This window comes from Streptomyces tubercidicus, assembly GCF_027497495.1.
GTDB classification, from domain to species: domain Bacteria; phylum Actinomycetota; class Actinomycetes; order Streptomycetales; family Streptomycetaceae; genus Streptomyces; species Streptomyces tubercidicus.
The window spans coordinates 6,799,024-6,810,710 of record NZ_CP114205.1 but is presented as its reverse complement, the minus strand read 5'-3'; the positions used below and the strand labels follow the sequence as shown (position 1 = coordinate 6,810,710).

Below are 11,687 nucleotides of genomic sequence, written 5' to 3'. Positions count from 1 at the left end.
GACACACCAAGGGCCCGGCGGTTGCTCCGCCGGGCCCTTCGTGAATGTCTGCCGCTTACTGAGCCGGGCCCTCGATGGCCTCGGAGGTCAGCAGGCCCGCGTTGATCTCGCGGAGCGCGATCGAGAGCGGCTTCTCGTGGACGTGCGTGTCCACGAGGGGGCCGACGTACTCCAGCAGGCCCTCGCCGAGCTGGGAGTAGTACGCGTTGATCTGGCGCGCGCGCTTGGCGGCGTAGATCACAAGGCTGTACTTCGAATCGGTGGCCTCGAGAAGCTCATCAATGGGCGGGTTGATGATGCCCTCGGGTGCAGTGATGGAAGAGGACACTCTCTACCTTCCGAAGGGGGATGAAGCGGGGTGTAACGCAGAAGTCCTGGTCGTCCGGGGAGCTGCGCGGTCAGCCGCTGGTGTTCCGGTCCCCGGATCGATTCAGCATCAAGGCTAGCAGCTCGCGGCTGACGTCCTCGACGGAGGTGTTGACAAGCGTCACATCGAACTCTTTCTCCGCTGCCAGCTCGACCCGGGCGGCGGCCAGCCGGCGCTCGATGACCTCCGGCGCCTCCGTGCCCCGCCCGGTGAGCCGGCGGACCAGCTCGTCCCAGCTCGGCGGGGCCAGGAAGACCAGGTTGGCCTCCGCCATGGACTCCCGGACCTGGCGGGCGCCCTGCAGATCGATCTCCAGCAGGACGGGCTCACCGGACTCCAGCCGGTCCAGCACCGCCTTGCGGGGGGTGCCGTACCGGTTGCCCGCGAACTCGGCCCATTCGAGCAGCTCACCGTTGGCGATGAGCTTGTCGAATTCCCCGTCGTCGACGAAGAAGTACTGGACGCCGTGCCGCTCCCCGGGGCGCGGCTTGCGGGTGGTGGCCGAAACCGAGAGCCAGACCTCGGGGTGGACCTTGCGCATATGCGCGACGACCGTGCTCTTGCCGACCCCGGAGGGGCCGGAGAGCACGGTCAGTCGCGGTTGTCTGGCCGGGGGCTCGGGGGTCATCCCCCCGGAGACTGCAGAACTCATGCAGCGATTATTCCAGCTTCCCGGTCATGCCGGAAAACTCACGAAGCAGTGCTGCCGAACTCGCGCTCCAGCGACGCGATCTGGTTGGAGCCAAGACCCCGGACACGGCGGCTTTCGGAGATGCCGAGCCGCTCCATGATCTGCTTGGCGCGGACCTTGCCGACGCCCGGCAGGGACTCCAAGAGGGCGGAGACCTTCATCTTGCCGATGACGTCGTTCTCCTGGCCCTGCTTGATGACCTCATGGAGGGAAGCACCGGAGTGCTTGAGCCGATTCTTGACCTCGGCGCGCTCCCGGCGAGCCGCGGCGGCCTTCTCGAGCGCGGCTGCGCGCTGTTCAGGGGTAAGGGGCGGAAGAGCCACGCCTACGTCACCTCGGATGTCGAACTGTCGGATACGGACCAGTGTGGAACCTAGTCACCCCGCACCTGCGGAGCAACGAGCAACGCGCTTACGTGCAGTGCTCTCGACGGAGACTAGCGGCAGAGTGCGCCGGAGTCAGCGAGAACAAGCGAAAAGTCCTGGTCAGACTCTGCTGACCAGGACATTTCGGGACTAAACTCCCCGTCTTTCGGGCGTCAGGCGAGCGCGGTGCGCACTTCGTCGGCGAATCGGTCCGCCGCCGCGCGCAGTGCCGCGGTGTCCGGACCGTGTCGCAGCACCCCCCGGCTGACGCTCGGCACGACATTGCGTACGGCGTTCCCGAAGACCTTCGGCAGGTCGGCGGGCGTGGCGCCCTGGGCGCCGATGCCGGGGGCGAGCAGCGGGCCGTTGATCGCCAGATCGAACGAGGAGAGATCGCCGAGCGTGGCGCCGACGACCGCGCCGAAGGAGCCGAGCGGCTCGGCACCGGCGTTCTCGGCCGCAAGATGGCCGAGCATCGTCGCCGCGAGGGTCCTGCCGTCCTCGCGCACCGCCCGCTGGACCTCCGCGCCCTCCGGGTTGGAGGTGAGGGCGAGGACGAAGAGTCCGGCGCCGCTCTCGCGGGCCAGGTCGACGGCCGGCCGGAGCGAGCCGTAGCCGAGGTACGGGGAGACCGTCAGCGCGTCCGAGAACAGCGGCGAGTCCTTGCTCAGGAAGGTCTCCGCGTAGGCGGCCATGGTGGAACCGATGTCGCCGCGCTTGGCGTCCATCAGGACCAGGGCGCCGCGTTCGCGCGCCTCGGCGACGGCGGTCTCCAGGACGGCCAGGCCGCGCGAGCCGAAGCGCTCGAAGAACGCGGACTGCGGCTTGAAGACGGCTACCGTCTCGCCGAGCGCCTCCACGACCGTGCGGGTGAACCGCGCCAGGCCCGCGACATCGTCGTTCAGCCCCCAGTCGGCCAGCAGCGAGGCATGCGGGTCGATGCCGACACAGAGCGGGCCGCGCGTGTCCATGGCCTGACGGAGGCGCGCGCCGAAGGGGGCGGTCGGCGGGGTGACGGCTTCCGGGGTCATGCGGTCACCTTCTTGTGCTCGGCGCCGACCGCGTCGGCGAGGGTGGCGTAGGGGCTGTTGCGCAGCCGGGCGGCCAGTCCCTTGTGGATCGTGCGGCACCAGAACGGGCCCTGGTAGATGAAGGCGCTGTAGCCCTGTACCAGGGTGGCGCCGGCGAGGATGCGCTGCCAGGCGTCCTCGGCGGTCTCGATGCCGCCGACACCGATCAGGGTGATCCGGTCGCCGACGCGGGCGTAGAGGCGGCGCAGGACCTCCAGGGAGCGCTCCTTGACGGGCGCGCCGGAGAGGCCGCCGGTCTCGGCGATCAGCTTCGGGTCGGAGGTCAGGCCCAGGCCGTCGCGGGCGATGGTGGTGTTGGTGGCGATGATCCCGTCCAGGCCCAGCTCCACGGCGAGGTCGGCGACCGCGTCCACATCGGCGTCGGCGAGGTCCGGGGCGATCTTGACCAGCAGCGGGACCCGGCGGTCGGTGACCGTACGGTCGGCGGCCTCGCGGACCGCGGTCAGCAGCGGGCGCAGATGCTCGACGGCCTGGAGGTTGCGCAGCCCCGGGGTGTTCGGGGAGGAGACATTGACGACCAGGTAGTCGGCGTGCGGGGCGAGCCGCTCGGTGGAGGTGACGTAGTCGGCGGTGGCCTCAGCCTCCGGGACGATCTTGGTCTTGCCGATGTTGACGCCGACGGTGGCCGGGAAGACCGGGTTGCGGGCCGCCAGACGGGCCGCCACGGACGCGGAGCCGTCGTTGTTGAAGCCCATCCGGTTGATCAGCGCGCGGTCCGGTACGAGCCGGAACAGGCGCTTCTTGGGGTTGCCGGGCTGCGGCTGCGCGGTGACCGTGCCGATCTCGACATGGTCGAAGCCGAGCATGGTCATTCCGTCGATCGCGACGGCGTTCTTGTCGAAACCGGCGGCCAGGCCGAAGGGGCCGTGCATCCGGCGGCCCAGGGCCTCGGTGCGCAGCTCCTTGTAGCGGGGCGCGAGGGCGGCCGCGAGGAAGGTGCGCAGCACGGGGAGGCGCACGGCCAGCTGGATCCAGCGGAAGGCCAGGTGGTGGGCCTTCTCGGGGTCCATGCGCTGGAAGAGGAGTTGGAAGAAGAGGCGGTACATCGTCGGGTGGGCCTTCCGGAGTGAGGAGCGAGGGGGCATGAAGAGGGGGACACCGCGTCGGTGTCCCCCTCCCGGCCGCTACTCCTCGCGGGCCGCGGTGAGATGTTCGGCGTGTTCCTGGAGGGACCGCACGCCCACGTCTCCGCGGGACATGGCCTCGATGCCCTGGACGGCGGCGGCCAGCGCCTGGACCGTGGTCAGGCAGGGGACGCCGCGGGCGACGGCGGCGGTACGGATGTCGTAGCCGTCCAGCCGGCCGCCGGTGCCGTAGGGGGTGTTGACGATCAGGTCGACCTGGCCGTCGTGGATCAGCTGGACGATGGTCCGCTCACCGTCCGGCCCCTCGCCCTCGGACTGCTTGCGCACCACGGTGGCGTTGATGCCGTTGCGGCGCAGCACCTCGGCGGTGCCGGAGGTGGCGAGCAGCTCGAAGCCGTGGGCGACCAGCTCACGGGCCGGGAAGATCATCGAGCGCTTGTCCCGGTTGGCGACGGAGACGAACGCGCGGCCCTTGGTGGGCAGCGCGCCGTAGGCGCCGGACTGGGACTTGGCGTACGCGGTGCCGAAGACCGAGTCGATGCCCATGACCTCACCGGTGGAGCGCATCTCCGGACCGAGAACGGTGTCCACCCCGCGGCCGTGGATGTCGCGGAACCGCGACCAGGGCATCACGGCTTCCTTGACGGAGATCGGCGCGTCCAGCGGCAGGGTGCCGCCGTCGCCCGCCTTGGGCAGCATGCCCTCGGCGCGCAGCTCGGCGATGGTGGCGCCCAGCGAGATCCGGGCGGCGGCCTTGGCCAGCGGTACGGCGGTGGCCTTCGAGGTGAAGGGGACCGTACGGGAGGCGCGGGGGTTGGCCTCCAGGACGTAGAGGATGTCCCCGGCCATCGCGAACTGGATGTTGATCAGTCCGCGGACGCCAACACCCTTGGCGATGGCCTCCGTCGAGGCCCGCAGCCGCTTGATGTCGAAGCCGCCGAGGGTGATCGGGGGCAGCGCACAGGCGGAGTCGCCGGAGTGGATACCGGCCTCCTCGATGTGCTCCATGACGCCGCCGAGGTAGAGCTCCTGGCCGTCGTAGAGCGCGTCGACGTCGATCTCTATGGCGTCGTCGAGGAAACGGTCGATGAGGACCGGGTGGCGGTCGATCAGGCCGGCGTGCCGGGTGAGGTACTCCCCCAGCGAGGGCTCGTCGTAGACGATCTCCATACCGCGGCCGCCGAGCACATAGGACGGCCGGACCATGACCGGGTAGCCGATCTCGGCGGCGATCTGCTGGGCCTCGGCGAAGGAGAACGCGGTGCCGTACTTGGGGGCCGGCAGCCCGGCCTCGGTCAGCACCCGGCCGAAGGCGCCGCGCTCCTCGGCGAGGTCGATCGCCTCGGGCGAGGTGCCGACGATCGGCACACCGTTGTCCTTGAGCGCCTGCGCCAGGCCCAGCGGGGTCTGCCCGCCGAGCTGGACGACGACACCGGCGACCGGTCCGGCCTGGGTCTCGGCGTGCACGATCTCCAGCACGTCTTCGAGCGTCAGCGGCTCGAAGTACAGGCGGTCGGAGGTGTCGTAGTCCGTCGAGACGGTCTCCGGGTTGCAGTTGACCATCACGGTCTCGTAGCCGGCGTCGCTGAGCGCGAACGAGGCGTGGACGCAGGAGTAGTCGAACTCGATGCCCTGGCCGATGCGGTTGGGGCCGGAGCCGAGGATGATCACGGCCGGCTTCTCGCGCGGGGCGACCTCGGTCTCCTCGTCGTAGGACGAGTAGAAGTACGGCGTCTTCGCGGCGAATTCGGCGGCACAGGTGTCGACCGTCTTGTAGACGGGGCGGACGCCGAGGGAGTGCCGGACCTCGCGGACGACGTCCTCGCGCAGTCCGCGGATCGCGGCGATCTGGGCGTCGGAGAAGCCGTAGCGCTTTGCGTCCGCGAGGATCTCCGGGTCGAGCTTGTCGGCCGCGGCGATCTCGTCGGCGATCTCCTTGATGAGGAAGAGCTGGTCGACGAACCACGGGTCGATCTTCGTGGCGTCGAAGACCTCCTGCGGGGTGGCGCCGGCCCGGATCGCCGCCATGACGGTGTTGATCCGGCCGTCGGTCGGGACCTGGGCCTTCTCCAGCAGCGCGGCCTTGTCGCCGGGCTCGCCGATGAAGTCGAACTGGCTGCCCTTCTTCTCCAGGGAGCGCAGGGCCTTGTTGAGCGCCTCGGGGAAGTTACGGCCGATGGCCATGGCCTCGCCGACCGACTTCATGGTCGTGGTGAGGGTGGCGTCGGCGGCCGGGAACTTCTCGAAGGCGAAGCGCGGCACCTTGACGACGACGTAGTCGAGAGTCGGCTCGAAGGACGCCGGGGTCTTCTCGGTGATGTCGTTGGGGATCTCGTCGAGGGTGTAGCCGACGGCGAGGCGGGCGGCGATCTTCGCGATCGGGAAGCCGGTGGCCTTGGAGGCCAGCGCCGAGGAGCGGGAGACCCGGGGGTTCATCTCGATGACGATGACCCGGCCGTCGTCGGGGTTGACCGCGAACTGGATGTTGCAGCCGCCGGTGTCGACGCCGACCTCGCGGATGACGGCGATGCCGATGTCCCGCAGGGTCTGGTACTCGCGGTCGGTGAGCGTCATCGACGGCGCGACGGTGATCGAGTCGCCGGTGTGCACGCCCATCGGGTCGAAGTTCTCGATGGAGCAGACGACCACGACGTTGTCGTTCTTGTCGCGCATCAGCTCCAGCTCGTACTCCTTCCAGCCGAGGATGGACTCCTCCAGGAGCACCTCGGTGGTCGGCGAGAGCGTCAGGCCCTGGCCGGCGATCCGGCGCAGCTCCTCCTCGTCGTGCGCGAAGCCGGAGCCGGCGCCGCCCATGGTGAAGGAGGGGCGGACGACGACGGGGTAGCCGCCGAGCTCCTCGACGCCCTTCATGACGTCGTCCATGGAGTGGCAGATGTAGGAGCGCGCGGACTCGCCGTGGCCGATCTTCTTGCGGACCTCCTCCACGACCTCCTTGAACAGGTCGCGGTCCTCGCCCTTGTTGATCGCCTCGACGTTGGCGCCGATCAGCTCGACGCCGTACTTGTCGAGGGTGCCGGACTCGTGCAGCGAGATGGCCGTGTTCAGGGCCGTCTGACCGCCCAGGGTGGGCAGGAGCGCGTCGGGGCGCTCCTTGGCGATGATCTTCTCGACGAAGTCCGGGGTGATCGGCTCGACGTAGGTGGCGTCGGCGATCTCCGGGTCGGTCATGATCGTCGCCGGGTTGGAGTTCACCAGGATGACGCGCAGGCCCTCGGACTTGAGGACCCGGCATGCCTGGGTGCCGGAGTAGTCGAACTCGGCGGCCTGGCCGATGACGATCGGGCCGGAGCCGATGACCAGGACGGACTGGATATCGGTGCGCTTAGGCACGCTGGCCCTCCATCAGGGATACGAAGCGGTCGAAGAGGTACGCGGCGTCGTGCGGCCCCGCGGCGGCTTCGGGGTGGTACTGGACGCTGAAGGCCGGCTGGTCGAGGAGGTGCAGACCCTCCACCACGTCGTCGTTGAGGCAGACGTGGGAGACCTCGGCGCGGCCGAAGGGGGTGTCGGAGACCTTGTCGAGCGGGGCGTCGACGGCGAATCCGTGGTTGTGCGCGGTGACCTCGACCTTGCCGGTCGTACGGTCCTGCACCGGCTGGTTGATGCCGCGGTGCCCGTACTTGAGCTTGAAGGTGCCGAAGCCCAGCGCGCGGCCCAGGATCTGGTTGCCGAAGCAGATGCCGAACAGCGGCGTCTTGCGCTCCAGCACGCCGCGCATGACGGAGACCGGGTGGTCGGCGGTGGCCGGGTCGCCGGGGCCGTTGGAGAAGAACACGCCGTCCGGGTTCACCGCGTAGACGTCCTCGACGGTGGCGGTGGCCGGCAGGACGTGCACCTCGATGCCGCGCTCGGCCATCCGGTGCGGGGTCATGCCCTTGATGCCCAGGTCGATGGCGGCGACGGTGAACTTCTTGGTACCGATCGCCGGGACGACGTAGGTCTCCTTGGTGGCGACCTGCGTGGACAGGTCGGCGCCCTGCATCTCGGGGGCCTGGCGCACCCGGGCGAGCATGGTGCCCTCGTCGGGCAGCGCCTCGCCGGAGAAGATGCCGACCCGCATCGCGCCGCGCTCGCGCAGATGCCGGGTCAGCGCGCGGGTGTCGACACCGCTGATGCCGACGACGCCCTGGGCGACCAGCTCGTCGTCCAGGGAGCGCACCGAGCGCCAGTTGGACGGGAGCCGGGCGGGGTCACGGACGACGTAACCGGCGACCCAGATCCGCTGCGACTCGGGGTCCTCGTCGTTCACCCCGGTGTTGCCGATGTGCGGGGCGGTCATGACGACGACCTGGCGGTGGTACGAGGGGTCGGTCAGCGTCTCCTGGTAGCCGGTCATGCCGGTGGAGAACACCGCTTCGCCGAAGGTCTCCCCCACGGACCCGTAGGCGCGGCCGCGGAAGGTGCGGCCGTCCTCCAGGACGAGTACGGCGGGGATCTTGGCGGTCCCCCTGGTGGAGGTCGTCATCGTGCGCCTTCCGTTTCGGTGTGCTCGGTGGTGCTGGTGTGGTGCTCGGTGGTGCCGTGCTCGGTGGTGCTGGTTTCGCTGGTGCCCTGCCGGGCGGTGCTCAGCCGGTCGATGGCCTCTACCCAGGCGGGGTGCTCGCCCGCCCGGTCGGAGCGGAAGCCGGAGTCGATGTCCTTGTCCCCGTGCCGCCAGGTGACGATCAGCAGTCCGCCCTCGGGCAGGACCTTGCCGGCGATGCCCTTGTCGAGGCGGGCGCCGCGCAGTGCGGCGGCCGGCACGAAGAAGTCCTCGGCGCCCGGCCGTACGACGTCCAGGCCCTGGTCGGTCAGGGTCAGCTCGGCGCGGCTGCGGGTGCCCAGGCCGCGCGCCACGATCCGGTCGAGCCACTGCCCGGCGGTGGTGGAGCCGTGGTAGCGGCCGCTGAGCCGCAGCCGGTGCTCGCCGAGATCGTCCGGGGTGGACGGCAGCTCCGGCAGATCGCCCTGGAGCGTGCCGCGCCATTTCCAGCCCTGGCGCATCAGCCAGTAGACGAAGACGACGAAGACCAGCAGCCCGGCGACCCAGCCGATCCGCGCGGCCCAGTCGGTGACCGGCGCGGACTTCTGCGCTTCGGCCAGGTGGATCAGTGGAGGAGTCACGCCAGCTTCCCGTCGACGACCGTTGCCCGGCCCCGCAGGAAGGTGTGGGTGACGCGTCCCGGCAGCTCACGGCCCTCGTAGGGGGTGTTGCGGCTGCGGGAGGCGAAGCCCGCGGGGTCCACCTCTCCACGGTAAGCGGAATCGAGCAGCGTGAGGTTGGCGGGCTCACCAGCCGAGACGGGGCGGCCGTGGCCCTTGGCCTGCCCGATCCGCGCGGGCGCGTAGGACATCCGGTCCGCGACGGCCTCCCAGGTCAGCAGGCCGGTCTCGACCATCGTCTGCTGCACGACCGACAGCGCGGTCTCCAGGCCCACCATGCCCATGGCGGCCGCGGCCCACTCGCAGTCCTTGTCCTCGTGCGGGTGCGGGGCGTGGTCGGTGGCGACGATGTCGATCGTGCCGTCGGCGAGGGCCTCGCGCAGGGCCATCACGTCGCGCTCGGTGCGCAGCGGCGGGTTGACCTTGTAGACGGGGTTGTAGCTACGCACCATCTCGTCGGTGAGGAGCAGGTGGTGCGGCGTGACCTCGGCGGTGACGTCGATGCCGCGGGACTTGGCCCAGCGGACGATCTCGACGGAGCCGGCGGTCGACAGGTGGCAGATGTGCACCCGCGAGCCCACGTGCTCGGCGAGCAGGACATCCCGGGCGATGATCGATTCCTCGGCCACCGCCGGCCAGCCCCCGAGCCCCAGCTCCGCCGAGACGATGCCCTCGTTCATCTGGGCGCCCTCGGTGAGCCGCGGCTCCTGGGCGTGCTGCGCGATGACGCCGCCGAAGGCCTTCACGTACTCCAGGGCCCGGCGCATGATCACGGCGTCGTGCACGCACTTGCCGTCGTCGGAGAAGACGGTGACCCCGGCGGCGGACTCGTGCATGGCGCCCAGCTCGGCGAGCTTGCTGCCCTCCAGGCCGACGGTGACGGCACCGATGGGCTGCACATCGCAGTAGCCGTGCTCCTGGCCGAGGCGGTAGACCTGCTCGACGACGCCGGCGGTGTCGGCGACGGGGAAGGTGTTGGCCATGGCGAACACGGCGGTGTAGCCGCCGCTCGCCGCGGCGCGGGTGCCGGTCAGGACGGTCTCGGAGTCCTCGCGGCCCGGCTCGCGCAGGTGGGTGTGCAGGTCGACGAGGCCCGGCAGAAGGATCTTGCCCTCGGCCTCGATGACGTCGGCGCCCTCGGCGGACAGCCCGGCGCCGACGGCCTCGATGGTCTCGCCGTCGATCAGGACGTCCTGGGCCTCGCCACCGAGCACCTTCGCACCACGGATCAGGATCTTGCTCATGTTCTTAGTTCCCCTCGGTACGGGTGTGGGTGACGGCGGGCTCGTTGCCGCCGAGCAGCAAGTACAGGACGGCCATGCGGACGGAGACGCCGTTGGTCACCTGCTCGATGACCGTGCAGCGGTCGGAGTCGGCGACCTCGGCGGTGATCTCCATGCCGCGGACCATCGGGCCGGGGTGCATCACGATGGCGTGCTCGGGCATCCGCGCCATCCGCTCGCCGTCCAGGCCGTAGCGGCGCGAGTACTCCCGCTCGGTCGGGAAGAAGGCGGCGTTCATGCGCTCGCGCTGCACCCGCAGCATCATCACCGCGTCGGTTTTCGGCAGGACGCGGTCGAGGTCGTAGGACACCTCGCACGGCCAGGTCTCGACGCCGACCGGCACCAGGGTGGGCGGGGCGACGAGGGTGACCTCGGCGCCGAGGGTGTGCAGGAGATCGACGTTCGAGCGCGCGACGCGGCTGTGGAGCACGTCACCGACGACGGTGATGCGCCGCCCGCTCAGATCCTCGCCGAGCCCGGCGTCCGGGCCGATCAGCCGGCGCCGCATGGTGAAGGCGTCGAGCAGGGCCTGGGTGGGGTGCTGGTGGGTGCCGTCGCCGGCGTTGATGACGGGAGCGTCGATCCAGCCGGAGTTGGCGAGCCGGTAGGGGGCTCCGGAGGCGCCGTGCCGTATGACGACGGCGTCGACGCCCATCGCCTCCAGGGTCTGGGCGGTGTCCTTGAGGGACTCGCCCTTGGAGACGCTGGACCCCTTGGCGGCGAAGTTGATGACGTCCGCGGAGAGCCGCTTCTCGGCGGCCTCGAAGGAGATCCGGGTCCGGGTGGAGTCCTCGAAGAAGAGATTGCAGACGGTGCGTCCGCGCAGGGTGGGGAGCTTCTTGATCGGCCGGTCGGCGACCCGGGCCATCTCCTCGGCGGTGTCGAGGATCAGGACGGCGTCGTCGCGTGTGAGGTCGGCGGCCGAGATGAGGTGACGCTTCATCCGGTTTTCTCCGTGGGTGAAGGAGGTGTACGGGAATGTCCGTTGAGCGGGCATGCCAGCGGGCCCCGGGGGCACCGGGTCCCTGCGCGAGGCGCTAGCGCTCGCCGGCCGGAGCGGTGTGCTTCACGCCGAGCAGCACGGCATCCCGGCCGTCCTCCTCGGTGAGCTGGACCTTGACCGTCTCCCGCAGCGAGGTGGGGAGGTTCTTGCCCACGTAGTCGGCGCGGATCGGCAGTTCGCGGTGGCCCCGGTCCACGAGGACCGCCAGCTGCACGGCGCGCGGCCGGCCGATGTCGCCCAGCGCGTCCAGGGCGGCGCGGATCGTGCGCCCGGAGAACAGGACGTCGTCGACGAGCAGGACGACCCGGCCCTCGATGCCGTCGGCGGGGATGTCCGTGCGGGCGAGCGTACGGGCGGGGCCCAGACGCAGGTCGTCGCGGTACATGGTGATGTCGAGCGAGCCGACCGGAACCGCACGGCCGGTGATCTCTTCGAGCTTGGCGGCCAGTCGCCGGGCGAGGAAGACGCCGCGGGTGGGGATTCCCAGGAGCACCACATCGTCCGCGCCCTTGGCGCGCTCGACGATCTCGTGGGCGATACGGGTGAGCATGCGCGCGATGTCCGGGCCTTCGAGCACCGGCCGCGCGGGGAGCTGAACCCCGATGTCGGAACTGCTTGCGTCCATACGAAACGGACCTC

General features: G+C 70.2%; 11 protein-coding genes. All 11 read right to left on the bottom strand.

What is annotated here, in order from left to right; translation table 11 throughout:
• Positions 1-55: 55 nt before the first annotated feature.
• The 11 genes from rpoZ to pyrR all read right to left on the bottom strand — a co-directional run bounded on the left by rpoZ (position 56) and on the right by pyrR (position 11,673).
• Positions 56-328, bottom strand: a complete 273-nt coding sequence (gene rpoZ / locus STRTU_RS29810) for a DNA-directed RNA polymerase subunit omega (protein ID WP_005319902.1) — start codon at positions 326-328, stop codon at positions 56-58.
• 70 nt (positions 329-398) lie between these two features.
• A complete protein-coding gene (gene gmk, locus STRTU_RS29805; RefSeq protein WP_159747937.1) occupies positions 399-1,019 on the bottom strand; it encodes a guanylate kinase in 621 nt (206 codons plus the stop codon).
• Between the two features lie 38 nt (positions 1,020-1,057).
• Positions 1,058-1,381, bottom strand: a complete 324-nt coding sequence (locus STRTU_RS29800; RefSeq protein WP_006607450.1) for an integration host factor — start codon at positions 1,379-1,381, stop codon at positions 1,058-1,060.
• A 215-nt stretch (positions 1,382-1,596) separates the two neighbouring features.
• On the bottom strand, positions 1,597-2,454 hold the full coding sequence (gene pyrF / locus STRTU_RS29795; RefSeq protein ID WP_159747935.1) for an orotidine-5'-phosphate decarboxylase: 858 nt from the start codon (positions 2,452-2,454) through the stop codon (positions 1,597-1,599).
• Positions 2,451-3,560 (bottom strand): quinone-dependent dihydroorotate dehydrogenase, encoded by a 1,110-nt coding sequence (locus STRTU_RS29790; RefSeq protein ID WP_159749678.1) that lies wholly within the window; start codon positions 3,558-3,560, stop codon positions 2,451-2,453. The genes pyrF and STRTU_RS29790 overlap by 4 nt, the downstream gene beginning before the upstream one ends.
• A 78-nt stretch (positions 3,561-3,638) precedes the next feature.
• Positions 3,639-6,950 carry a carbamoyl-phosphate synthase large subunit gene (carB, locus tag STRTU_RS29785; RefSeq protein ID WP_159747933.1) on the bottom strand — a complete coding sequence of 1,104 codons (3,312 nt, stop codon included), beginning with the start codon at positions 6,948-6,950 and terminating at the stop codon, positions 3,639-3,641.
• Positions 6,943-8,085: a glutamine-hydrolyzing carbamoyl-phosphate synthase small subunit gene (carA, locus tag STRTU_RS29780; RefSeq protein WP_159747931.1), complete on the bottom strand. Its 1,143-nt coding sequence runs from the start codon at positions 8,083-8,085 to the stop codon at positions 6,943-6,945. Before carA ends, carB begins: the two co-directional genes overlap by 8 nt.
• A complete protein-coding gene (locus STRTU_RS29775) occupies positions 8,082-8,723 on the bottom strand; it encodes a PH-like domain-containing protein (RefSeq protein WP_159747929.1) in 642 nt (213 codons plus the stop codon). The genes carA and STRTU_RS29775 overlap by 4 nt, the downstream gene beginning before the upstream one ends.
• The gene (locus tag STRTU_RS29770; protein ID WP_159747927.1) at positions 8,720-10,006 is read right to left on the bottom strand and encodes a dihydroorotase; all 1,287 of its coding nucleotides are present in this window, start codon (positions 10,004-10,006) and stop codon (positions 8,720-8,722) included. The genes STRTU_RS29775 and STRTU_RS29770 overlap by 4 nt, the downstream gene beginning before the upstream one ends.
• 4 nt (positions 10,007-10,010) lie before the next feature.
• Complete coding sequence (locus STRTU_RS29765; RefSeq protein ID WP_159747925.1) at positions 10,011-10,988, bottom strand: aspartate carbamoyltransferase catalytic subunit; 978 nt, start codon at positions 10,986-10,988, stop codon at positions 10,011-10,013.
• Positions 10,989-11,082: 94 nt separating this feature from the next.
• A complete protein-coding gene (gene pyrR, locus STRTU_RS29760; RefSeq protein ID WP_159747923.1) occupies positions 11,083-11,673 on the bottom strand; it encodes a bifunctional pyr operon transcriptional regulator/uracil phosphoribosyltransferase PyrR in 591 nt (196 codons plus the stop codon).
• Between the last annotated feature and the right edge of the window lie 14 nt (positions 11,674-11,687).

What these genes read in the sequence shown, in the direction of transcription:
- gmk (WP_159747937.1), bottom strand. Translation starts at nt 1,019, where the DNA reads ATGAGTTCTGCAGTCTCCGGGGGGATGACCCCCGAGCCCCCGGCCAGA.
- pyrF (WP_159747935.1), bottom strand. Translation starts at nt 2,454, where the DNA reads ATGACCCCGGAAGCCGTCACCCCGCCGACCGCCCCCTTCGGCGCGCGC.
- STRTU_RS29790 (WP_159749678.1), bottom strand. Translation starts at nt 3,560, where the DNA reads ATGTACCGCCTCTTCTTCCAACTCCTCTTCCAGCGCATGGACCCCGAG.
- carA (WP_159747931.1), bottom strand. Translation starts at nt 8,085, where the DNA reads ATGACGACCTCCACCAGGGGGACCGCCAAGATCCCCGCCGTACTCGTC.
- STRTU_RS29770 (WP_159747927.1), bottom strand. Translation starts at nt 10,006, where the DNA reads ATGAGCAAGATCCTGATCCGTGGTGCGAAGGTGCTCGGTGGCGAGGCC.
- STRTU_RS29765 (WP_159747925.1), bottom strand. Translation starts at nt 10,988, where the DNA reads ATGAAGCGTCACCTCATCTCGGCCGCCGACCTCACACGCGACGACGCC.
- pyrR (WP_159747923.1), bottom strand. Translation starts at nt 11,673, where the DNA reads ATGGACGCAAGCAGTTCCGACATCGGGGTTCAGCTCCCCGCGCGGCCG.